The 22,540-nt window shown below is 33.9% G+C and carries 22 protein-coding genes; 15 read left to right on the forward strand and 7 right to left on the reverse strand.

Going from position 1 to position 22,540, the window contains the following annotated elements; translation table 11 throughout:
- Positions 1 to 3: 3 nt before the first annotated feature.
- The 12 genes from CAP47_RS06625 (at position 4) to CAP47_RS06680 (ending at position 12,048) form a co-directional block, all read left to right on the forward strand.
- Entirely contained in the window at positions 4 to 684 is a 681-nt protein-coding gene (locus CAP47_RS06625; RefSeq protein ID WP_100775921.1) for a DUF2064 domain-containing protein, read from the forward strand.
- Positions 685 to 717: 33 nt separating this feature from the next.
- Positions 718 to 3,705 carry a TonB-dependent receptor plug domain-containing protein gene (locus tag CAP47_RS06630; protein ID WP_100775922.1) on the forward strand — a complete coding sequence of 996 codons (2,988 nt, stop codon included), beginning with the start codon at positions 718 to 720 and terminating at the stop codon, positions 3,703 to 3,705.
- Positions 3,706 to 3,709: 4 nt separating this feature from the next.
- Positions 3,710 to 4,927 carry an ABC transporter substrate-binding protein gene (locus CAP47_RS06635; protein WP_100775923.1) on the forward strand — a complete coding sequence of 406 codons (1,218 nt, stop codon included), beginning with the start codon at positions 3,710 to 3,712 and terminating at the stop codon, positions 4,925 to 4,927.
- Positions 4,924 to 5,793, forward strand: coding sequence for an ABC transporter permease (locus CAP47_RS06640; RefSeq protein WP_100775924.1), 870 nt, complete (start codon positions 4,924 to 4,926; stop codon positions 5,791 to 5,793). The genes CAP47_RS06635 and CAP47_RS06640 overlap by 4 nt, the downstream gene beginning before the upstream one ends.
- Complete coding sequence (locus CAP47_RS06645) at positions 5,786 to 6,562, forward strand: ABC transporter permease (protein ID WP_100775925.1); 777 nt, start codon at positions 5,786 to 5,788, stop codon at positions 6,560 to 6,562. Before CAP47_RS06640 ends, CAP47_RS06645 begins: the two co-directional genes overlap by 8 nt.
- Before the next feature lies 1 nt (position 6,563).
- A complete protein-coding gene (locus tag CAP47_RS06650) occupies positions 6,564 to 7,292 on the forward strand; it encodes an ABC transporter ATP-binding protein (RefSeq protein WP_100775926.1) in 729 nt (242 codons plus the stop codon).
- Between the two features lie 7 nt (positions 7,293 to 7,299).
- Entirely contained in the window at positions 7,300 to 8,253 is a 954-nt protein-coding gene (locus CAP47_RS06655) for a radical SAM protein (RefSeq protein ID WP_100775927.1), read from the forward strand.
- Between the two features lie 17 nt (positions 8,254 to 8,270).
- On the forward strand, positions 8,271 to 8,723 hold the full coding sequence (locus tag CAP47_RS06660) for a rhodanese-like domain-containing protein (RefSeq protein ID WP_100775928.1): 453 nt from the start codon (positions 8,271 to 8,273) through the stop codon (positions 8,721 to 8,723).
- Complete coding sequence (locus CAP47_RS06665) at positions 8,720 to 9,337, forward strand: TIGR04282 family arsenosugar biosynthesis glycosyltransferase (protein WP_100775929.1); 618 nt, start codon at positions 8,720 to 8,722, stop codon at positions 9,335 to 9,337. Before CAP47_RS06660 ends, CAP47_RS06665 begins: the two co-directional genes overlap by 4 nt.
- The gene (locus CAP47_RS06670; RefSeq protein ID WP_100775930.1) at positions 9,334 to 10,149 is read left to right on the forward strand and encodes a purine-nucleoside phosphorylase; all 816 of its coding nucleotides are present in this window, start codon (positions 9,334 to 9,336) and stop codon (positions 10,147 to 10,149) included. The genes CAP47_RS06665 and CAP47_RS06670 overlap by 4 nt, the downstream gene beginning before the upstream one ends.
- Positions 10,150 to 10,216: 67 nt before the next feature.
- Positions 10,217 to 11,302 (forward strand): acyloxyacyl hydrolase, encoded by a 1,086-nt coding sequence (locus CAP47_RS06675; protein ID WP_153043502.1) that lies wholly within the window; start codon positions 10,217 to 10,219, stop codon positions 11,300 to 11,302.
- Entirely contained in the window at positions 11,299 to 12,048 is a 750-nt protein-coding gene (locus tag CAP47_RS06680; RefSeq protein WP_100775932.1) for a GIN domain-containing protein, read from the forward strand. Before CAP47_RS06675 ends, CAP47_RS06680 begins: the two co-directional genes overlap by 4 nt.
- On the opposite strand, the gene greA is transcribed toward CAP47_RS06680, so the two are convergent.
- Positions 12,045 to 12,521 (reverse strand): transcription elongation factor GreA, encoded by a 477-nt coding sequence (gene greA, locus CAP47_RS06685; protein ID WP_100775933.1) that lies wholly within the window; start codon positions 12,519 to 12,521, stop codon positions 12,045 to 12,047. The genes CAP47_RS06680 and greA overlap by 4 nt on opposite strands.
- 98 nt (positions 12,522 to 12,619) lie before the next feature.
- Here greA and CAP47_RS06690 point away from each other — a divergent pair, with 98 nt between their 5' ends.
- Positions 12,620 to 13,054 (forward strand): hypothetical protein, encoded by a 435-nt coding sequence (locus tag CAP47_RS06690; RefSeq protein WP_100775934.1) that lies wholly within the window; start codon positions 12,620 to 12,622, stop codon positions 13,052 to 13,054.
- Here the strand turns inward: CAP47_RS06690 and CAP47_RS06695 are convergent.
- The 4 genes from CAP47_RS06695 to CAP47_RS06710 form a co-directional block, all read right to left on the reverse strand.
- Positions 13,035 to 14,006, reverse strand: coding sequence for an ABC transporter ATP-binding protein (locus CAP47_RS06695; protein ID WP_100775935.1), 972 nt, complete (start codon positions 14,004 to 14,006; stop codon positions 13,035 to 13,037). The two genes, CAP47_RS06690 and CAP47_RS06695, sit on opposite strands and share 20 nt — an antisense overlap.
- 73 nt (positions 14,007 to 14,079) lie before the next feature.
- Positions 14,080 to 14,790, reverse strand: coding sequence for a GLPGLI family protein (locus tag CAP47_RS06700; RefSeq protein WP_100775936.1), 711 nt, complete (start codon positions 14,788 to 14,790; stop codon positions 14,080 to 14,082).
- Between the two features lie 58 nt (positions 14,791 to 14,848).
- Positions 14,849 to 17,452: a T9SS-dependent M36 family metallopeptidase gene (locus tag CAP47_RS06705; RefSeq protein ID WP_100775937.1), complete on the reverse strand. Its 2,604-nt coding sequence runs from the start codon at positions 17,450 to 17,452 to the stop codon at positions 14,849 to 14,851.
- A gap of 64 nt (positions 17,453 to 17,516) precedes the next feature.
- Entirely contained in the window at positions 17,517 to 18,881 is a 1,365-nt protein-coding gene (locus CAP47_RS06710; protein WP_100775938.1) for a saccharopine dehydrogenase family protein, read from the reverse strand.
- A gap of 61 nt (positions 18,882 to 18,942) precedes the next feature.
- Here CAP47_RS06710 and CAP47_RS06715 point away from each other — a divergent pair, with 61 nt between their 5' ends.
- The gene (locus tag CAP47_RS06715; protein ID WP_100775939.1) at positions 18,943 to 19,329 is read left to right on the forward strand and encodes a DUF423 domain-containing protein; all 387 of its coding nucleotides are present in this window, start codon (positions 18,943 to 18,945) and stop codon (positions 19,327 to 19,329) included.
- A gap of 74 nt (positions 19,330 to 19,403) precedes the next feature.
- The gene (gene pckA / locus CAP47_RS06720) at positions 19,404 to 20,999 is read left to right on the forward strand and encodes a phosphoenolpyruvate carboxykinase (ATP) (protein WP_100775940.1); all 1,596 of its coding nucleotides are present in this window, start codon (positions 19,404 to 19,406) and stop codon (positions 20,997 to 20,999) included.
- Between the two features lie 84 nt (positions 21,000 to 21,083).
- Here pckA and CAP47_RS06725 read toward each other — a convergent pair whose 3' ends face one another.
- Positions 21,084 to 21,827, reverse strand: coding sequence for a uroporphyrinogen-III synthase (locus CAP47_RS06725; protein WP_100776101.1), 744 nt, complete (start codon positions 21,825 to 21,827; stop codon positions 21,084 to 21,086).
- A 22-nt stretch (positions 21,828 to 21,849) separates the two neighbouring features.
- Positions 21,850 to 22,509: a DUF4271 domain-containing protein gene (locus CAP47_RS06730; RefSeq protein ID WP_192869958.1), complete on the reverse strand. Its 660-nt coding sequence runs from the start codon at positions 22,507 to 22,509 to the stop codon at positions 21,850 to 21,852.
- Positions 22,510 to 22,540: the final 31 nt, after the last annotated feature.

The raw sequence follows: 22,540 nt of genomic DNA on the forward strand, positions 1-22,540 counted from the left end.
AAAATGTTGTCCAATACGGCTATTTTATTTTTTTATCAGAATCCTAAATTCGAAAAGAAAAATCTGGGCGTAAAAAGGCAGCAATTTTTTCATTATCAAAACAATCGAATTCTAAAAGAATTAAAGAAGTCTGGATTTGAATTTTTCTGTTATGATGAATCCAAACAAAGAGGACAAACTTTTGCAGAGCGCTACCTCAATGCTATTGATGATGTTTTTAAATTAGGTTACAAACAAGTCATTTCTATAGGGAATGATTCACCACATTTAAATAGTCATCACTTAAATCAAGCGGCTCATGACCTACAAAAAAAAGACATGTGTTTTGGCCCTTCCTATGATGGCGGTTTTTATCTGTGGGGATTAACGCGTTCCTGCTTTGATAAAGATGTATTCTCTCAATTAAACTGGCAGTCTTCAATAGTTCTTGATGAAATCACCAATCTTGCTGTTACTAATCAACAAAGCTATTCTTTTCTAGAAAAGTTGATTGACATTGATAACCAAGCCGATGTTGATTTAATTCTTAAAAGTGAAAAGAAGTTGTCAAAGTTGATCACCTTTCTGCTATCTGCAATGTTAAGTGTCAATCGGCTAGCTCAGGATTTTCACAACTCTTGTTTGTTAAAATGCAACACTTCAATTTATTATAATAAAGGTTCGCCGCTTGATGTCGTTTTTTAGTAGCATTTAATTGTTCATTCTAATACATCTTGCATGTCCCGAATTTTATTTTTGTTTTTGTGCTTGCCTTTAATAGGTTCAGCACAGAATAACATATCAGCTCATATTTATAACAGTCACACAAATGAGCCTTTACAAAATGTTGAACTCAAATTATTCAATGTTTATCATGGTTTTAAGCAATTACAAACAACTTCATCTGCGGGTGTTGCACATTTTAAATCTGTGCCTTCATTTGATGGATTTCAAATTGTATTCAATGGGAATTCTCAGTTTAAAGAAGCTAAAAGCGAAGTATTCAATTTGCGTTCAAATGAAAACCCGACAATTATTTTATACGCGACTTCTACAAAATCAGAGATCCAAAATTTAGACGAAGTTATTATCTCTTCTGAAAATCAGCCTCAATTAAATCGACGTGATGCTGAAGTTTCTTTCGAGATAAATTCTAAAGAAATTGAACAAATTCCCGTTGAAGGACGGTCGATTTCAAAAGTGCTTCACCGCTTGCCAAATGTGACCAAAGCGACTGGATTTTTTACTGAAGCGCCAAATGTAAGCGTGAACGGTGCCAATCCATTATTTACAAATTATACGATTGATGGCTTAGATAATAATGAAAGATTTCTTGGCGGAATGCGTTTTCCAATTCCATCTGGAGCTGTTAAAAATATGACTGTATTCACCAGTAATTATTCTGCAGAATATGGTTTGACGCATAATGCTGTGATTGATGTGACAACAAAATCTGGTCGTAATCATCTTGAAGGAGAGGTTTTTTTCTTGACGCGACCTGGTTCTGTCATTGATGCTTCTAGTCCTTTTGCACAGAGAGATTTATCAGGTAATCAAGTTAAAGATGGTTTTGCACGTTATCAATCAGGTTTTTCTCTTGGTGGACCTTTGGTAAAAAACAAAACTTTCTTTTTTATAAATTACGAACACACGACAGATGTGAAAGATAACTTGTTGAATAGTCCAGATTTAGGAATTTCTGAAACAATTAGAGGAAACAATAATTTTGATTATATCACGGCTAAAATTGATCAGCATTGGAGTCCGAAATTTAGATCTTCATTACGTGCCAATTTAGGTTTAATCACTATTGACAACCAAGGCGGCGGTTTAGATGGCGGAGTTGCATTTCCTTCAGCTGGTTTTGTGCAAGAACGCAACAGCTTCAATTTAGCCTTTAAAAATGCTTATTATGTTGATAATTTTGATTTTGAAACAAATTTTCAATACAGCCGCTTTCATTGGGATTATTCAAAATCTTTTCAAGATGGGCCTCAAGTCACAATCCGAAATCCTCAAGAGTTCCCCATCGCAATTATCGGTAATAATGGAACGACCTTCGATGAGCTTGAAAACACTTTTCAGTTTCAACAGAAAGTGAGTTATTTCTATAAAAATCATACCTTCAAAGCTGGATTTCAGTTTTTGTCAGGCGATCATCAACTTTTTGGCGGTGGCAATCCTGATGGTAATTATCTTGTTGATTTGTCACAAAACCAACTTGACTTTTTAAGATCTCAAAATTTTGGAAGTCGATTATCACCTGAAGATCTTCCTGCAGATGTTGATGTTGTCAATTATAATGTCGAATTAAATCCAAATTCTTTTGGAGCAACACAAAGAATTTATAGCTTTTATCTTGAAGATGAATGGCAAGCTTCACGCAACTTAAAATTGACTTTTGGGTTAAGATACGATTATGACAATCTTTCAAAAGGCGGCGCAACAAAAGGTGACAAAAATAATATCGCACCACGCTTAAATTTCAATTATCAATTGTCCAAAAACTCAGTGATCAGAGGTGGTTATGCCATTGCTTATGATAAAATTAATTATGCAATTTACAGCGATGCGCTTCAGCAAAACACAACTTCTGATGCTTATAAACAACAACTTCAAGCTTTGATTGATCAAGGTATTTTACCACAAAATACGTCTTTAGATCGCATCACTTTTGATGGGAATTTAGTTGCAAGTTTACCTGATGTCCCTTACCTCAATGCGCCAACGGCTTCAGATTTACAAAACCAAAGAGAAAGCATTTTTTCTAATGAACGTCGTATCTTAAACCCTAACGGCTATCAAAATCCTTATAGTCATCAGTTTTCTTTGGGATATCAAACAAAAATTGATGGTGATAAATTATTTTTCATCGATCTTTTTCATAACCGAGGTGAAGATTTGTTTCGTTTACGAAATTTAAATGCTGCTGAGGAGATGACGATTGATCAAAATTTCACTGCAGCTGATGTGAGAACTGTTGAAGAAGCTGATGCTTCAAGACCTATTCCTATTAAAAATAATCAAGGATTTATTAATGGTCAGTGGGTTGACGGTGTTGCAAGAAACATTGTGATGACAGAATCAAAAGGGCAATCAGAATACTGGGCGGCGAGTTTTAATTTTCAAAAATCACGTGGCGATGATGCTTATGAACTCAGGCTAAATTATACGATTTCTTCTTTAAAAAATAATACTGAGGATATCAACTTCCGAGCACAAGATGCTAATAATTATGAAGCAGAATGGGGACCGTCCATCAATGATAGAACGCATAACATCAATGGGATTCTGACTTATTTTCCATTGAAAAACACGCAATTAACTTTTGCAGGTTTGTTGCAAAGCGGACAACCAATCAACAGAATTCCTGATGCTGAAATTTATGGAACCACAGATCTAAATGGTGATGGGTCAGGATTTGGGGAAGCTTATTTGGGTAATAGCGATAGGTCGCCAGGCGAGTCTCGAAATAACGACCGACTGCCTTGGTCTTTTAATTTTGATCTTGGAGCTCAATATCAATTCGTATTTAATGAAAATTCACGTTTCATCATTCGTGCCGATATTTTCAATGTCTTTAATGTTGAAAATTTGAGCGGTTATAGCAATAATGCAACGCAGAGCAATCAGATTCAAGTTGGTTCAAAATCTTCAGGTCGTTTTGTTCAGCGTAATGCAGGTCCGCCACGTCAATTTCAGTTTGGTTTAACTTACTTATTTTAATAAAATGAAATTTTTAAAACTCGCTTTTAGTATATTAATTCTATTTTTTTTGATGTCTTGTCAAGAATCAAAAAAACAAGAAGAGATTGATTTGTCAAAATTATCTTGGGATGAAATTATTGAACAAGGCAAATCTCAAAAAATCAATATGATGATGTGGAAGGGCGACCCCAAAATCAATGCTTATATGAAAGATTTTGTAAAGCCTTTGGTTAAAGAGAAATATGATATTGAACTTAACATTATCGGTGGACAAGGTAATGTTTTGGTACAAAATTTAATGAACGAAATACAGGCTGATGCAAGCCGAAGTGAACTTGACTTGCTTTGGATTAATGGAGAAACTTTTTATCAGTTGCGACAAATCGATGCGCTATTCGGCCCGTGGACTGAAAAACTTCCGAATTCAAAATATATCGATTTTGAAAACCCTTTTATAGGTAAAGATTTTCAGCAAGAGATTGATGGATATGAAATGCCTTGGGGAAATGTACAAATGACTTTGATTTATAATTCTGATAAAGTCAAAAACCTACCACAAACACGTGAAGAATTATTTGATTTTGTTAAAGAAAACCCTGGTAAATTCACATTCGATAACCACTTTACGGGTTTAACTTTTATGAAAAGTTTACTCATTGATATCGCTGGAAGAAATACACTTTCTGGTGATTTTGATGAAGAAAAATATAAGAAATACAGCTCAGAATTATTCTCCTATCTTAAAAAACTAAAACCTTACTTATGGCGAAAAGGAGAAGTTTTTCCTGAAGATGTTGCGCAGATGCATCAACTTTTCGCTGCGGGTGAGTTATGGTTTACAATGAGTAATAATGATGCAGAAGTGGATAATAAAATTAATGAAGGTCTCTTTTCAAAAAAATCACGGGCTTATGTTCCTGATTTTGGTAGTATTCAGAATTCTCACTACCTCGGGATTCCTGAAAAATCTGCTCATAAATTATCAGCCATGCTGGTAATTAATGAAATGATTTCGCCTGAATTACAGTTTCAAAAAATGCAACCAGAAGTTTGGGGAGACGGAAGTGTTCTTGATATTGAAAAGTTGCCTGAAGACTTGCAAAGGAAATGGCAGTCAAAAGTTCAACGACAATATGCACCATCAAGAGCTGAAATTCAACATAACGCTTTGCAGGAATTGGCACCTGAATATATGATAAGATTAGCTGATGATTTTCGAGAAAAAATGCTCCAAGAGTGAACAAAAAAGGCATCTACACAAAACTTTTTAGAGTCATTTTTTTAATACTGATTCTATTACCAACCTTAGCAGGTTTTATTTATGCACTCCTTTACAGTTTCGGCTTAACGGGTTTGCTTAGTGAAGGTTTCAGCTTAAAGTATTGGTCAAAAACTTTATCTGATTTCTATGTTTGGAAATCTATTGGTTTTAGTTTAATGATTGCCATGATCAGTGTGTTTATCAGTTTTTGCATATCACTTTTTTTGGTTTTAAAACTCACAAAAGATTTTCAAAAGAAATGGTTTCACCGTCTGATTTTTGTGCCTTTGTGCTTCCCAGCAACCGTGATGGCTTTTTATGTGTTGCAAACTTTTTCTAAATCAGGTTTTTTTTCAAGAATAAGTTATCACTTGGGTCTTATTGATCAAATAGAAAGTTTTCCTGAATTAACAAATGATGCTTACGGGATTGGGATTATGCTCACTTCAGTCCTGATGCTTTTTCCTTTTTTTACAATTTATATCAAAAATATTTTTGATACCGAAAAATTAAATGATTATCAACAGCTGTCTCAAAGTTTAGGTGCTTCATCTCAACAAACCTTTTGGAAAATTTCATTACCAATTTTATGGCGAAAATCTAAACTGACTTTGATGCTTTACATCATTTTTGTGATGGGAAGTTATGAGGTGCCTTTACTTTTAGGTCGACAAAATCCGCAAATGATAACACCACGAATTGTTGATAAAGCACAGCGCTTTAATCTTCAAGATATTCCTCAGGCTTATGCCATGGCACTAATGTATTTAGGTGTTGTTTTAATTTTAATTCTGGTGACTTCAGCTTCTTTTATTCAATTTTTTAAAAGAAAAACTGATGCTTAAAAGAACTATACATCTCGTTTTAATCACCCTAATTTTATTACCTATCTTGGTTTTAATGATGTTGTCATTTGGTGAGCAATGGATTTTTCCTGATGTTTTCCCTCAAAATTTTAACATCAAAACTTGGCTGAAATTGTTTTCATCAGATTCAGAATTGACTCAGAGTTTAGCTCTATCGATTCTGATATCTTTAAGTGTTGCTTTTTTATCAACCTTCATGGCTTTTGTTTTTTCTAAAGTGATTTCAACCTCAAAATATAAAAATCAATACATCAAAATTGCCTATTTACCTTATATTTTGTCGCCTGTTGTTTTGGGTGTTTTATGGCATTATTTCGCAGTAATTTTAAAGCTCAACGCAAGTTTTTTCGGTGTTGTTTTAGCACAGTTTTTAATCTGTTTTCCTTTCGGATTTATCATTTTATCGAGTTTTTGGACACGACATATTTCTGATATTCAAAATCTGAGTTTCACCTTAGGTTCTTCATCATATTTCACTTTTAAAAGAATTATTTTTCCTTTAGCAAAACCTATTTTAGGTTTGTGTTTCTTTCAATGTTTTCTGATTTCGTGGTTCGATTATGGTTTAACACAATTAATCGGTGGCGGACAAATCAAAACACTAACTTTATCAGTGTTTAGTTTTATAAAAGAAGCCAATATTTTTTTAGCAGCTTTGGCGAGTTTACTTCTTTTATTTCCTCCGTTATTGCTTTTGTTTTTTAATAAAAAAATTATGTTTAAAAGAAGTTTGATCAATACTCAATAAAATGCGATTAGAACTTAAAAATATAGCTAAAAGTTTTCAACATAAATCTGTTTTATCTTCAGTTAATTTACAATTGAATGAAAATCAGGTCATCAGTATTTTAGGAAAATCAGGTAGTGGGAAAACGAGTTTATTAAAAATAATTGCCGGACTTGAAAAACCTGATTCTGGTGATGTTCTTCTCAATCGAAAATCCATTTTAAATCAGCAAATTAATCAACGACAAATCGTTTATCTCTTTCAGGAAGCTTTACTTTTTCCGCATTTAAATGTGTTCGACAATATCGCTTTTGGCTTGTTGGCGCAAAAGGTTGACACAACAGAAATTGAGCATCGCGTTAAAGCTATTTTAAAAGAAATTGCTTTGTCAGATCATTCCTCTAAATTACCGCATCAATTATCTGGTGGCGAAAAGCAGCGCGTTGCTTTTGCAAGAGCCATCATTATTAAACCTCAGGCTTTGTTGCTCGATGAGCCTTTTGGAGCCCTAGATGTAGAAACGCGTGAAAATATGCAAAAGCTGTTTCTGAAACTGATCAAACAATACGGAATTTCAGCTTTGTTTGTCACCCACGATTTAAAAGAAGCTTTGATGATTGGTGACCAAATTGCTAAAATCGAAAAAGGTTATTTGAAAACATACACAAGTAAAAAAGATTTTATTCAAGATGAATCATCTGGTGTAAAAGAAGAAATTGATTTCTGGACGACAATCCAGAAATTTGAATAGACGAAAAATGAAGAAAGATTTTAATCACGTTGAGTCGCTTTATTGGGTTTTTACACAACTTTGTAATGACGATTGTGACCATTGCTATAACGACTCAAGTCCGTTTGGGGCGAGAATTTCAAAGGAAGATTGCTTTGCGATTATTGAGAACATGCCTGATCGCGTTGATCGTTTGATTTTGAGTGGAGGCGAACCTTTATCCGAGCTCAAATTACTCTATGCTATTTTAGATAAAATTCAAGAAAAATACGGAGATGAAACGCAGGTGATGTTGCAAACAAATGGAGACTTGTTGAGCAAAGAGAAACTTGAAATTTTAATCGAAAAAGGTGTCAGACGTTTTGACATTGCAAGTATTGATCGCTATCACAAAAAAGCAGGAAGTCGTCTAGCTGAATTAGCTGAGATTTTTGAGACTTGCGGCGTGAATGGCACAGAAAAAGATCCGTTGATTGAAGGCGGACATTATTTAGCCGAAAACCCTTTGAGCTGGGGTTACTGGGGCGCAACTGAAGAAATGTGGCTCGGCGGAAATTGGGCGAGAGGCAAAGCCGTTAAAAATGATATTTATAAGAAAGACCCTGATCATAATTTCTGTAATATTTTATCAGGCGCCAGAAACTTTTTAGGCGGCTATGATGATATTCCTAATGAATTTAGCATTCAGTTATGGCGCATTAATCCATGTTGCCCAGGCACACACTTTCCGATGGGCGATGCACGAAAAGAAAAAGTTGTCGATGTTTTAGAGCGCGCTTCCAAAAATTTGGTTTTCAGAATGCTCAACGAAGGAAAGCCGCTTGAAATGGGAAAACATCTCGGTGTTTCTGAAGAAGAAGCTAAAGCTAAAAATGCTGATTTGAAAAATATCTGCTTGTATTGTGATGCGTTTATGAAGTGTCACAAAGACGAAATTTTTGATAAAAATGGAGTGATGCATACTGATGCTGTTCAAAATTGATAATCTTACTTTGAAAAATGTCAATATCTCATCAAAAAATCATTCAAGAATTATTAGCACAGAAAAATACTGGCGAAGTTCCTTATATTTCTGTTGAAGATTTACATCAAATAAAAGAAGAAGATTTTCTTATTTTCGATACGCGTGAAAAAGATGAATTTAATGTCAGTCATTTGCCAAATGCGATACATATAGGTTATGAAAATTTTGATTTAGAAAGTTTTAAAAATGAATATTCAAAAAACTCAAAAAATATTCTTTATTGTTCTTTAGGTGTTCGCTCGGAACGCATAGGAATTCAACTTCAGAAAGCCGGATTTGAATCTGTTCACAATTTATATGGTGGCATATTTCAATGGGCAGATTTTGGTTTTCCGCTTTTTAATTCTTCAAATGAAATCACCGAAAAAGTTCATGTTTATAGTTCAAAATGGGAAAAATATCTTTTAAAAGCTGAGGCTGTTTTATGAGTAAAGAAAAAAACATCTTATTGATTTTTGCACGACATCCAGAGTTGGGAAAGTGCAAAACAAGATTAGCCAAAAGTGTTGGAGATCATGCAGCTTTGGAAGTTTATAAATACCTTTTAAAAAATACAGCCGAGATCACTCAGAAAATTAATGTTGAGAGACAAGTTTGGTACGCCGATCAAATTCATCAAAACGATATTTGGTGTGATGATTTATTTAAAAAAAGAGAACAAATTCAAGGTGATTTAGGTCAGAAAATGAAAGCTGCTTTTGAAACTGCTTTTGATGAAGGCGCACAAAAAGTTGTGATTGTTGGCACTGACATTCAAGATTTAGATGAGAATATTATCAATCAAGCTTTCAAAGAGCTTGATGTAAATGATGTGGTGATTGGTCCAGCAACAGATGGCGGTTATTATTTATTAGGTATGAAAAATTTAAAACCTAAAGCTTTTCAGCTCAAAGAATGGAGCACAGCACAAGTTTTTAATCAAACAATTGATGCGCTCAAGGACAAAAAAATAAGTATTTTAGAGCAGAAAAATGATGTTGATTATCTAGATGATATTAAAGGAAACACAGAATTAGAAAATATTATAAAAAAATACAAATGACATACATCGAGCAAACAGTTGACTACCTAAGAGAAAGAGGTTTTGAGTCGCCAGATATCGGAATAATTTTAGGAACAGGTTTAGGGAAGTTACCTGATGAAGTTGAAGTTTTAGCTGAAGTCAGTTACAATCATATTCCGCATTTCCCAACAGCAACAGTTGAATTTCATAAAGGTAAATTGATTTACGGAAATCTTGAAAGTAAAAAAGTCGTGATTATGCAAGGGCGTTTCCATCTTTATGAAGGTTATGATTTTCTTGATGTGACTTATCCTGTTCGGATTATGAATCGTTTAGGAATCAAAAAACTTCTCGTTTCAAATGCGGCTGGTGCGATTAATTTAGATTTTAAAAAAGGAGAAATCATGTTAATTGACGATCACATCAATTTATTGGGCGGTTCGCCTTTAGCTTATAAAGGTGTTTCTAAAACTGGAGAGCGTTTCGTAGATATGAGTTGTCCTTACGACAAAAAAATGAGTGAAAAAATCGAAGCAATTGCCAAACGAAATAACATTACTTTACATAAAGGTGTTTATGCTTCTGTAAAAGGACCTCAACTTGAAACAAGAGCCGAATATCGTTATTTGAAAATTATTGGTGCCGATGCTGTCGGGATGAGTACAGTACCAGAAATTATTGTTGCCAACCACCTGAAGCTTCCTGTTGTTGCTGTTTCTGTGCTAACTGACGAATGTGATCCTGATGATTTAAAAGAAGTTGATGTACAATCTATTTTAGAAATGTCAGCTAAAGCAGAACCTAAAATGATCAAGCTGTTTAAAGAATTAATTGCTGATTTAGAAGTTTAAACATCGGTTTTGACATAAAAATTTAATTAAAAAGCATAGTTTTGAAGACTATGCTTTTTTTGTGAATGTGAGAATTTTATTTGTCCTTATTTTATTTTTAAGCTTCGTTGTAACACAAGCGCAAAACCAAATTGATGGTTTTTATACGACTTATCTTTTTGGGAAAGTAATTAAGCACAAACCAGAAATGTCACATCTTGTTCAAGGACCAACACATGGATTTTCTTTATCTTATGATCGTTTTTTAACTGGCGAGGAGGAATGGCATCATTATTATAATTACCCGAGTTTTGGTGTGAGTTTTGTTTATCAAAATATGGGTTCTAAAGAGTTGGGAGGCGTTTACAGCCTTCACCCGCATTATAAGTTTTATTTTCTTAAACGTCGTCTGAACTTGAAGTTTGGCTTAGGTTTGGGATATGTCACAAATCCTTTTGATAAAGTTGGCAATCCTAAAAATGTGGCTTACGGATCAAAATTAACGGCAAGTGTTTTATTTGAACTTTCTTATCAATCTCAGCGATTATTTGACTTGCCATTAAGGTTTCAAGCTGGATTATTTTTGATGCATTATTCAAATGGGAAAATGCAATCACCAAATACAGGAACAAATAATTATGGTCTTTCTGCCGGTTTGACGTATGATGTTTCTGAAGACATAAGTTTTAAGGAGAAAGAAATCTCAGGAACTCCAATCAAGCCAATGAATTTCCAATTTATATTTGCTTCAGGTTTTAATGATTTAGGTTTGTTGCAGTCAAAAAAATATCCATTTTTTACACTAACAGCTCTAGCTGAAAAACCTTTGACTCACAAAAATGCAATACAATTTGGTGCAGATTTATTTTTGAGTCAAGCGGCAAAAGAATATAATGTTTATAGGGAAGCTGCTTTTCCTGATGATGGCTTTTCAGCGGATGATGATTACAAAAGAATCGGACTTTTTGGAGGGCATCGTTTTTATATGGGAAAACTCAATATAGCAACGCAAATCGGATATTATATTTATTACCCTGTTGATTATTTAAAGAGAGTTTATACCAGAATTGGTTTACAATACGATATTTCAAAACACTTTTTTGGATCCTTATTGTTGAAAACGCATTTCGCAAAAGCAGAATCAATTGAATTCGGAATAGGTTTTAAGTTATGAGAAAAATTTTGCTTTACATCTGTATAATCACTTTGTTTTCTTGTGAAATTGAAGACGCTAAAGATTGTTTGCGTTCTCATTCTGATAAAGAAACCTATGAACAAGACATCATTGCTATTGAAGAAGTGATTGTGCGCAGAGACATTCAGTTATCTATTAAACAGTCTTCTGAAAATAAACTAGAAATCATCACCGATCAAAAATCTTTTGAAAACTTAAATATTGACTTTAATAATCAAACTTTAGAATTGAGTTTAAGCAATGTTTGTCCTTTCGGAAACTCAAAACCACTGGCTGAAATTGTTTTGCATGTAACTGATATCCGACAAATTCGAAATTCAAGTCAGTACACAATACAAAGTCTTGGACAGCTCAATTTTCCTTTTTTAAGATTGGTATCTGAAAGTTTTAATGACAATGAAGCTTTAAATTCAGGTGATTTTGAAATGGAAATTGATGTTGATAATTTCGGGATTGTTAGTTCTGGCATTTCAGATTTCTACATCACAGGAAAAACCAATAAGATGTCACTCGGGTTTTATGATGGTTCAGGAGCCTTTTTTGGGGAGAATCTTCAGGCTCAAAAAGCAGATATATTTTACCGATCGAGCAGAAATTCACGACTTAATGTGCAGCAAAAAGCTGTTGGTGAAATTCGCTCGACAGGCTCAATATATTTTCAGCAAAAGCCAGAAACTTTAGCGATAGAATGTTTTTATACAGGATGCTGGTTTGTGACAGATTAGTCACGAGAAATCTCGATAATCTCGAAAGTAAGCGTGCCATTTGGCACTTTAATATCAGCAAGTTCGCCTTCTTTTTTGCCAAGTAAGCCTTTGCCAATAGGAGAATCAACAGAAATTTTGTTCGATTTTAAATCAGCTTCGCTTTGTGCAACCAATTTATAAGTCATCTCTTGATTCGTTTTTGTGTTTTTAAGTTTTACTGTAGAGTGAATCAAGATTTTTGATGTATCTAATTGCGATTCATCAATAACACGTGCATTTGCTACTAATTCTTCTAATTTAGAAATTTTCATCTCTAACATGCCTTGTGCTTCTTTTGCAGCATCATATTCAGCATTTTCACTCAAATCGCCTTTGTCTCTTGCTTCACCAATTGCTTGTGAAGCTTTAGGCCTTTCAACATCTCTTAATTGGTCAAGCTCAGCCTTCAGCTTTTTTAAGCCTTCTTCTGAATAATAAGATACTTTACTCATAATCTTAGATTTATATCATAAAAAAAGAATCCCGCTTTTACGAGATTCTAAGTTGCAAATGTAATAATTTTACAGATTGAAATCAATAGTTTTAAGTTATGTTTAAAAAAGCCCTCCTGATATTTAGCTTGTTAATCGCTTTGACTTCATGTGAGTCTGATGATGAAAGAAGAAATAATCCTAATTTGGTTGATCTAAATGTTGATTTGCAAATTAGCTTAAATTTACCTCAATTTATCGACCTCAACTATCCAGGGAATGCTGTTTATGTTGGGACACAAGGCAACCTTGGTATTATCATTGTCAATACAGGAAATAACTTTTTAGCTTGGGATGCTGCTGATCCAAATTTATTACCAAATCAGAATTGTGCACGATTAGAAATTAATGGTTTAAATGCAGAATCGGAGTGTGAGCAACTCAATGTTTATAGCCTTGTGACTGGACAGCCAATTTCTGGTGAAAACCTCATCTATCCGCTATATCAATACAGAGTGGTTCAATCAGGTGATATTATTCAGATTTATAATTAAGTCTGGATTTTATTCTCTTGAGATCAAAGTGAAATTTGATTTGATTTGTAGTCGGTTTTTCAACTGAATTGATGATGATTTCTTCGCCTTTGTATTTTGCAATAATCATATAATGCTGACCTTTAAAATAGATATTTAAAACGTCAGCTTCTTCAGTGGCATTTTCAGATATTTTAATTTCTTCAGGATAAATAATGGTTTTTTCATCTGAAGGTTTGATCTCAGGAATCATGAGTTGATTGACTTCTCCAAAAAGCGAAGCACAGTACATGTTTTTTGGTTTGTTATAAACAGTTTCAGCTTTTCTGTAATCTATTTGTTCACCATTTTTCAAAACCATAATGCTATCTGCAAAACCTAGTACATCATCCATATCATGTGTGGCAACAATCAGGCTGATATTTTCTTTTTTGAGATATGAAAAAATCTCTCTTCTCAGTTTATGTTTTTTAAATTGATCAATATGGCTGAATGGCTCGTCAAATAAAATCAGCTGAGGTTTTTTGGCTAAAGCACGACCGATGGCAACACGCTGTTTTTGTCCGCCACTCAAGTTTTTCACCATTTTATCTTTTAAATCTTTAAGTTCTAAAAGCTGAAGAAGTTCATCAGTTTTCTGTTGACTTTTCTCTGGAAATTGACGTGAGAGATGTTTTTTTATGTTTTCTTCCACGCTGATGTATGGCATCAAATCAAACTCTTGCGCAAGATATTTGAAATGTTCATAACCAGGAATTAAATTGTATTTTGGTCCTTTAATTTCATCTTTATTCCAAAAAATTTGCCCTTCTTTGAGGTCATAAAGTCCAAAAATGGATTTGAGAAGTGTGCTCTTACCGCAACCGCTTTCGCCAATAATCGCAGTAAATTCTCCAGGTTGAACTTCAAAATTGATATTTTTCACACCTTCAGAAGCATTGTGAAGGTAGGTCAGGTTTTTAACTTTTAACATGATACAAAGATGAATAAAAAAATCCTGATGAGATATCAGGATTTAAGTAAAATGTAGTGAATTACTTTTTCAGTCAGTCCTTAAAAGGGTTAAATTTTTGTGACATTTCTTGATAAGACTTTTGACTGACGATAGGTATTTCTTGAGATGGCTTTTTGAGATGAGACGCATCAACTTCTTTTAAACTCACTAAGTTAGCTTTAAAAAGTTGACTTTCTAACTTGATAAGTAGTCCTGGTAAACTTGAATAATCAATAATGTTAAATTGCGTTGGAATAGCAGGAGCGTACCAAAGTTTCAAATTTTGTTTTTTTGAATAAAATGTTTCAGCTAGATAACATTGATATTTACCAATTTTTCGAGATTGTTTTTTTAATACGATTGGTTTAAAATCTGATTTTAACAGAAACTCCTTGATGTCAAGATTTTTTCTGTAGAAATGCACAAGTATGGAATCTTGATTTTTTGAATTGTAATATCTGTTGTTATCACCTGCAAATTTGATAATTGGTAATGATTTTCTTTTTTTATAATTGACCTCATCGTTTTGAATCAAATGATAATAACTTGCTTTTGAATTAAAAATTAATTTAGCAGTTACAGGTTTAGGATCTAGAAACCTTGAAAAAGCTTTTCTCATAAAGGTTGAATCTCCACCTGCTTTTATCTTTTTATGAAGTTCTTTTTCATAGAATTCTTTATTGATCTCAAACTGATAAGTTGCTTCAAAAGTTTGAGCGTAATTCATTTTGACGATAAAAAATAACACAATCAAAATTCTCATAAAACCTGATTTTAAAAACGGCTTAAGAATTCTTAAGCYGTTTTTAATAAATTTTTAATTATTGAACAATCAACTTTTTTGTTGTTGTTTTTGAACCATTATTCATCTTTACAAAATAAACTCCGCTCGATAAATGACTGACATCAATAACTTGATTTTCTGAAGTTTCTTGAGAAAGAATTTCGCGTCCATTAATATCGTATATCTGAACATTAATTTTATCAAAAGTTAACTGACCAAAATCGATTTCAAAATAATTTTGAGTTGGATTAGGGAAAATCTTAAAATCAGATTTATTAAAACTTTTATTATTTAAAGTACAATTTAGTAGATCAGAAGGCGGTAAATCAAAAGCTTCAGTTTGATCAAATCGGTTATATGCAGAACCTTGGTCGGCGCTGTAGCCTAAACCACGACGCGCAAACACTTCCCAAATTAAACATTGGTTTTCTCCATTATTAATCAGTTGGTCTGCTTGTAAAATGGCATCACGTCCGTCAATAAAACCAGGGTCACATGATTGTAGTTTTAACCCATCAATCACAAGCTGCATTACTTTATTGTTTCCGCCATCACCATTGTATAAATCTGGATCATAACCGTAAACATCGATAAATTCCCAAGTTAAATCCCAAAGCATTGTTGCCCAAACAAACCCAATGCCGTGAGGTGCTGAGAGCTGATAATTATTGGTTAAATCATAAGTTGCAGGATTAACACTCATATTCGTCGTGTAAGGAAAAGGACGAATTCCTAAACCTGAAATATCTTGGTTAACAGCAAAAGTTCCATAACCACGAGGATTAGTACCTTGGTCACCTTCATTCATTGTCATGATAAGTCCGATCCAGTCGCTCCAGCCTTCACCCATTTGTTCGTCATTAAAAAGACAATTGACGTCAGCTTTTCCACCAGTCAGTCTGCTTGAAATACCATGACCATATTCGTGAGCAATAATGCCATTGTCAAAATCTCCATCAATTTTGAAAGGACCGTTATTCGCTATGTTTGTTGTTAATGTTTCATTGTTTTCAAGAGCTGAAATTATATTTTGCCCATCAAATTGTGTAATCATTAAGGATGGGATAATGATTGAAGTATTTTCTCCGCCCATTCTGATGGGTTGTCCAGCTTCATTATTGACAACAATCACAGCAATGGCGCCTGCGTTTTGAGCATTCATAACTTTGTCAGTAAAGCTGCAATTTCCTCGCTTGATCACTGCAATTTTTCCATCAATCTCAGCTGGATTGGTTAAGTTATTGCAAGCTTCATAAGCATTCAAGCTATTTTCATTTTCAGCTAAAACAAGATTAGCGATTAAAGCTTCAGTGGATAAAGCCGGACCGAAAGCAGCTTCAATGCCAAAATATTCTCCAGAAGCGCTTGAGTTTGTAATGTTTATTTGTGGTAAAGGCTGTCCTGCTGTTGCCCATAAAAACATTTGCATTCTTGGGCTGTAACCATCAGGAGGTGTTCCGAAATTAGCATTATTGACTCCGCTGCCATCTTGCGCATCAGCATACACAGGATCATTTTCGGAGAAAGCTGAAGCTTCATAGTTTTTTTGTTGGAAGTTGCCAGATTCTTCATCAAAGCCATAAATAAACCAAAGATCGTGCATCATGTTATTACGCACAAAAAGGTTTGTTATTGCAGCATCTTCATTGATTAGTGCAGGCTGGTTTTCTTGAACAGGGAAATCAAAATTAAGATTTGAACCTCCGTCAGGTGAGTAGCCTGGCGAGTCATCGCCAGCTCTATCTTCATGTGCATAAACATTGTTACCTCTTGTGATTGTATATTCTGCACCTTCCACACCATCTGTATCATGCCATCCATAAGGAGAAGCAGTTGTGTTTGCAGGATTGATCAACAAAGATGTTTCGCCGTGATTTGGCGATTCAATAGTGATATCGTAAGCGCGATATTGAGCGTTGTCGCTTAAATTTGTATTGCCAAAAAGAACAGATTCTTTCTGTTGAGTTTTTTTATTTTGCTTTAAACCTGAAAAGTTTTGATGATCATGATTTTCAAAATTACAGCTGAGTAACCAATCGTTCTGATCGATGATTTCTCCTGAGTGAGCATCTAATCTAAAACTCCACCAGTGTTCAGTATTTTTAAGATAGATACTGATATCCCAAGCTAAAACAAGTGCATTATCAATTTCTTGATAAACCAACTTAACAAGAATTTTTTCATGTGAAATCGAGTTGTTTTCTAATACGTAAGAATTCTTAGTTTTACTCTCAATAATTCTAGTTTCAGAATTCTTATCTAATTGAAAATAATTTGCAGCAATATTGATAGCTTCTTTGACATCAAGACTTGCAGATGTGTTTGAAGTTTTTTCATTAAGCTGTGACGTGAAATTGTGACTTTGTAAAGAAACCTCTTGATTTTTGACTAAAAAAGTCCCAATAGCATTGTAAATAAGGATTTCATTGACGCTTTGTTGCATGTAAACTAAATCGGCATCAAGACTTTTAGAAAAATGTTGACTGCTTAATTGCAGTTGATCAACATCTTTAAACTCTAATCCTTCAGTTGAAGCATTGCGTTTAAGATAGTCTGTAATAAGTTGTGAGTTGTTTTGAGCAAAAAGGCTTGACGATATGATCATCAAGTCTAATGTGAAAAGTAAAGTTTTAAACTTCATTAAATTTGATTTTTCTGCAAAATAAACCGAATTTAATGAAAAACTGATTCAACCCATGTTAAAATTATTTCAGGTTGTTTGGGTTGTAGCCAAGATATTCAGTTTGTGTTTCTGTGAACTCAATACCATGTTCTTCTAATTCTTTCAAAATAGGTTTATAAATCTCAGGATAAATTGGTCTGAGAACACCAGGTCTAGTAACTTCTTTTTTGATCATTTTTATAATCGCAATTCCTAATGGTAAACCAACAGTTCGAGACATGGCTGTAAATGTTTGATCTTCGCCAATGCTCACCATTGTCGAGTCAATTTGCTTTTTCTGACCATCGAGTTCATAGCCAAATTTATGATACATCACAATCATATCTTTGTCGTCAGGTTTTAGCATCCATTTTTCTTCAAGAATCGATTGTAAAGCTTGTGCTGGCGTTGCGTTTTTGATGCCGATTGTTTTTTTATTGTTGAAAATATCTAGATCTAAAAGTTTCTCCCAAAGCAAATCATCTTGATCGATTTTTAGACTGTGACGCAGTTTTAATTCAACAGAATCTGTTGGTGAGTAAGGCAAAAATGTATTGAAAAACTCACGATAAGTCATGGGTTCTGAATCTTCTAAAGTATAAGTGTCATCAGTCACGCCAAGTTGAACAAAAACATTCCATGCTTTGCTAAACCCAACGCGACGCAAGGTTCCTCTGTATAAAGTAGGGATGTCTTCGATGCCGTAAACCTCACGGTAAGCTAATGAGTTTCTGTTGGCTAAACCTTCAAACCTGCCATAACCAGGAACTTCTAAAAATTCAGTTCTTCTAAATAAACGTTGATAAGGAATATATTTGTATTTGCCTTCTTGTATAAATTTAGCAGGACCACCTTGTCCAGCAACGACAACATTTCTTGGGTTCCATGTGAATTTATAATTCCAAAGATTATCATCACTTTCAGGAGCGACCAACCCGCCAGTGAAAGATTCGAAAAGGATAAGTTTACCACCATTCTCTCTGATTTCATCAATCACTTTCATGGCACTCATGTGGTCAACACCAGGATCAACGCCAATTTCATTCATAAAAGTTAAGCCTTTAGCTTTAACTTCTTTATCGAGTGCAGCCATTTCATCAGAAACATAGGAAGCCGTTGCCATATTTTTACCAAAATTGACACAATCTTTAGCGACCTCAATATGAAATCTTGCCGGAAGCATTGAGACAACCATATCGGCTGCTTTTATTTGCTTCTGGCGTTCTTCTGTGTTAAATATATCGAGTTCAATTGCTTTTGTTGAAGGATAAGCAGCTGATTTTTTAGCAGCTTGCATATCTTTGTCAGCGATTAAAATTTGTAAGTTATTTTCTTGAGCGTTTACATCTAAATATCTGACAAGTGCAGATGTCGATTTACCAGCTCCAATGATTAATAATTTAGTCATAGTGTAAATAAATTAGTAAATATTAGTTTAATTGGCACGAATGTAATTAAATAAGTTTGAAATGAGCAAGAAGCTATTAGGTTTAGGATTAGGACTCGGTGGAGTCACAATTATTTTAGGTGCTTTTGCATCACATGGTTTAACAAAACACTTAACTGAAAGTCAAATTCTTACTTTTGAAACTGGTGTTCGATACCAAATGTATCAAGCCTTTTTCTTAATTTTAATGAGTTTTATTAAGGAGTTGAGTTCAAAATCGAAATCAGTTGTTTTGTGGCTTAACGTTTTTGGTGTTTTGTTTTTTTCAGGATCTATTTATGGCTTATCAACAAATGCTTTGACGGGCTTTGATTTTACTGAAATTGCATTGATTACACCTTTAGGAGGAAGCCTTTTGATCTTCTCTTGGTTCTATGTTTTATTTCAGGTCATTAAAAAAAGAAAATAAAGGAGCTTGTGCTCACGTATTTGGAAATAAGTGTTTAAATTTGTTTGCCAAATGACAATACAACATCTTATATTATGCAAAACAAGGATAGCAAGGCGAAAACGATTTCGCTAAAATCTTACGGCATTCATTCAGATCAAATTAATTATCAATTATCTTCTGAAGAACTTCACAAATTAACAATCGAGAAAGGGCAAGGGCAGACTGTTGATTCAGGTGCTTTAGCTGTCAATACCGGTAAGTTTACTGGTCGATCTCCAAATGACCGCTTCATCGTTAAGGATGACATCACTAAAGATGAAATTTGGTGGGGAGATATCAACATTCCATTTGATGCAGATAAATTTGACAAACTCTATGATAAAGTTGTCAAGTATCTTTCAGAAAAAGAAATATTTGTCAGAGATGCTTTTGCATGTGCAGAAGAAAGCTACAAAGTTAACATCCGACATATTAATGAGTATCCATGGAGCAACATGTTTACATACAATATGTTTTTAAGGCCAACTGAAGTTGAACTTGAAAACTTTACACCAGAATGGACTGTGGTTAATGCACCAGGATTTTATGCTGACCCAGAAGTTGATGGCACACGTGCTAAAAACTTTGCAATTTTAAACTTTACTAAAAAGATTGCTCTCATTGGTGGAACAGGTTATACTGGCGAAATCAAAAAAGGAATTTTCTCAGCATTAAACTTTATTTTACCTGTTTTCAAGAATACATTGCCAATGCACTGTTCTGCAAACTCAGGAAAAGATGGAGATACAGCGATCTTCTTTGGACTTTCAGGAACTGGTAAAACAACATTATCAGCAGACCCTGAGCGCCAATTGATCGGTGATGATGAGCATGGTTGGACAAATGAAAATACTGTCTTTAACTTTGAAGGCGGTTGCTATGCTAAAGTGATCGACTTAACTGAAGAGAAAGAACCAGACATTTATGGAGCGATAAAGCCAGGTGCAATTCTTGAAAATGTCACGATTCGTGACGGAAAAGTAGATTTTGAAGATTCTACAATTACACAAAATACAAGAGTCAGTTACCCGATTTATCATATCAACAACATCATGAAGCCTTCAGTAGGGAAGAATCCTAAGAATATTTTCTTCCTAACGGCTGATGCATTTGGTGTGTTGCCTCCAATCAGTAAATTAACGCCAGGTCAAGCTGCTTATCACTTTATCAGTGGTTATACTGCTAAAGTTGCAGGAACTGAAGCTGGTATTGATGAACCTTTACCAAGTTTCTCAGCTTGTTTTGGAGCGCCATTTATGCCATTACACCCAACGCGTTACGCTGAAATGTTGAGTGAAAAAATGAAAGAAAGTGGGGTTAATGTTTGGCTAATCAACACAGGTTGGACAGGTGGACCTTACGGCGTTGGATCAAGAATGAAATTGAAATATACACGTGAGATGATTTCTTCTGCATTAGAAGGTTTACTTGATAATGTTGAGTACGAAACGCACGAGATTTTTGGCTTAAACATGCCTAAAACATGTGAAAATGTACCAAGTGATGTGCTCAACCCTAAATCAACTTGGAGTGATGCAAAAGCTTATGATGCGAAAGCAGAAATTTTAGCTAAATCATTTAAGGACAACTTTAAGAAGTTTGAAGATTACGCGAATGAAGAAATCATGAATGGAGGACCACTTCATTAATTGATTTTGACATAATGACATTAAAAAAGCCTCTCAAAATATTTTGAGAGGCTTTTTTTGTGTTTTAAAAAAAGACAATAAATTTTATTTTTTATCGTCTTTAATATAATTCTCTAAAGCCATTGTCATCGATGGAGCTTCTGGTGTTGGTGCTTTAATTTGAACTTTTAAACCGTGTTTTTCGGCCATTTTTAAAGTTGTTTTGCCAAAAGCAGCTATGCGAGTTTCTTTCTGTTCAAAATCAGGGAAGTTCTCAAAAAGAGATTTGATTCCGCTTGGACTGAAAAAGACAACGACATCGTAAAAAACTTCTTTAAGATGAGATAAATCACTTACAACAGTTTTGTAAAAAATACCACGTGTCCAATCCACACCGATTTTATCGAGTTGTTGAGGGACAACAGGTTTTAAACTGTCAGAAGAAGGCAATAAAAATTTTTCATCTTTATGTTTTTTAATGCTTGCAACTAAATCTTGGAAGTTTCTTTTGCCGACATAAATTTTACGTTTACGGTAAACAACATATTTCTGTAAATAATACGCAACAGCTTCACTCTGGCAGAAATATTTCATGCTGTCAGGGATTTTGAAACGCATTTCTTCAGCGATTCTAAAGTAATTATCAACAGCATTTCTACTTGTTAAGATAATTGCAGTGAAATCATTTAAATCAATTTTTTGCTGACGAACTTCTTTTGATTCAACACCTTCAACGTGAATAAACGGAATAAAATCAACTTTTACTTTGAGTTTGTCTTCGAGTTCAGCGTAGGGTGAATTTTCAACTTTGGGTTCTGGTTGGGAGATGAGAACAGTCTTGACTTTCATGTGTGTTTGGTTTTGAAACACCCTAAGAGTTAAGCCACTTATAGCTAATAACTAGTGGTGCTATTTCAAGGCTGCAAATGTACAAAATAAAATAATACCAATCTTGCATTAAATACTTTCTATATCTGTAAACGTAATTTCCAATAAAGACAAGGTTTATCAGGCAAAATAGTGCGATAATAGTGTAGGAGAATCCTTCAGATGTAAATTGATTGTATGCTAAAATCGCTGTGAGAGGTAAAATAAATAATGAAGCATAGCCTAAACTTGCAATTTTAAAAAGAATATAATTAAGGATTAAGTCAGTTTTATTTATAAAAATTCCAACACAGATTTCTAAGATGCTTTTTGAAATAATAATAATTGAAAAAAATAAACCGATCTGAGAGAAGTTAATAATGTCAGAGTTCGTTTTTAAAGTTTTAATCTGCATGATGCTTAAGCTCATGACGCTAATTGTAATCATAAAAAGTATCAAATCAAACCAAATGATTTGTTGTTTGAATCTTTTCTTTTCAGCGAAATAAGATTTTAAGAAATCGAACTTAAAAAATAAATAAAACTCATTGGTATTGATATATTTGGCAGCGACAATCAAAATGAGGATAGCTAAATAAATAAAGCTAACCCAATCAGATGAACTTGTATGCCTAACAATAACCTCCACAATTTTTTTCTGCAAATGTAAATTAATTTGTTGTTTTGTTAACTCA

The organism is Psychroflexus sp. S27, assembly GCF_002810405.1.
In the GTDB taxonomy this organism is placed as follows: Bacteria; Bacteroidota; Bacteroidia; order Flavobacteriales; family Flavobacteriaceae; genus Psychroflexus; species Psychroflexus halocasei_A.

Bases quoted from the DNA above. Each gene is read 5' to 3' on its own strand.
- CAP47_RS06625 (WP_100775921.1), top strand. From the start codon at position 4: ATGTTGTCCAATACGGCTATTTTATTTTTTTATCAGAATCCTAAATTC.
- CAP47_RS06630 (WP_100775922.1), top strand. From the start codon at position 718: ATGTCCCGAATTTTATTTTTGTTTTTGTGCTTGCCTTTAATAGGTTCA.
- CAP47_RS06635 (WP_100775923.1), top strand. From the start codon at position 3,710: ATGAAATTTTTAAAACTCGCTTTTAGTATATTAATTCTATTTTTTTTG.
- CAP47_RS06645 (WP_100775925.1), top strand. From the start codon at position 5,786: ATGCTTAAAAGAACTATACATCTCGTTTTAATCACCCTAATTTTATTA.
- CAP47_RS06650 (WP_100775926.1), top strand. From the start codon at position 6,564: ATGCGATTAGAACTTAAAAATATAGCTAAAAGTTTTCAACATAAATCT.
- CAP47_RS06655 (WP_100775927.1), top strand. From the start codon at position 7,300: ATGAAGAAAGATTTTAATCACGTTGAGTCGCTTTATTGGGTTTTTACA.
- CAP47_RS06660 (WP_100775928.1), top strand. From the start codon at position 8,271: ATGTCAATATCTCATCAAAAAATCATTCAAGAATTATTAGCACAGAAA.
- CAP47_RS06665 (WP_100775929.1), top strand. From the start codon at position 8,720: ATGAGTAAAGAAAAAAACATCTTATTGATTTTTGCACGACATCCAGAG.
- CAP47_RS06670 (WP_100775930.1), top strand. From the start codon at position 9,334: ATGACATACATCGAGCAAACAGTTGACTACCTAAGAGAAAGAGGTTTT.
- CAP47_RS06680 (WP_100775932.1), top strand. From the start codon at position 11,299: ATGAGAAAAATTTTGCTTTACATCTGTATAATCACTTTGTTTTCTTGT.
- greA (WP_100775933.1), bottom strand. From the start codon at position 12,521: ATGAGTAAAGTATCTTATTATTCAGAAGAAGGCTTAAAAAAGCTGAAG.
- CAP47_RS06690 (WP_100775934.1), top strand. From the start codon at position 12,620: ATGTTTAAAAAAGCCCTCCTGATATTTAGCTTGTTAATCGCTTTGACT.
- CAP47_RS06695 (WP_100775935.1), bottom strand. From the start codon at position 14,006: ATGTTAAAAGTTAAAAACCTGACCTACCTTCACAATGCTTCTGAAGGT.
- CAP47_RS06700 (WP_100775936.1), bottom strand. From the start codon at position 14,790: ATGAGAATTTTGATTGTGTTATTTTTTATCGTCAAAATGAATTACGCT.
- CAP47_RS06705 (WP_100775937.1), bottom strand. From the start codon at position 17,452: ATGAAGTTTAAAACTTTACTTTTCACATTAGACTTGATGATCATATCG.
- CAP47_RS06710 (WP_100775938.1), bottom strand. From the start codon at position 18,881: ATGACTAAATTATTAATCATTGGAGCTGGTAAATCGACATCTGCACTT.
- CAP47_RS06715 (WP_100775939.1), top strand. From the start codon at position 18,943: ATGAGCAAGAAGCTATTAGGTTTAGGATTAGGACTCGGTGGAGTCACA.
- pckA (WP_100775940.1), top strand. From the start codon at position 19,404: ATGCAAAACAAGGATAGCAAGGCGAAAACGATTTCGCTAAAATCTTAC.
- CAP47_RS06725 (WP_100776101.1), bottom strand. From the start codon at position 21,827: ATGAAAGTCAAGACTGTTCTCATCTCCCAACCAGAACCCAAAGTTGAA.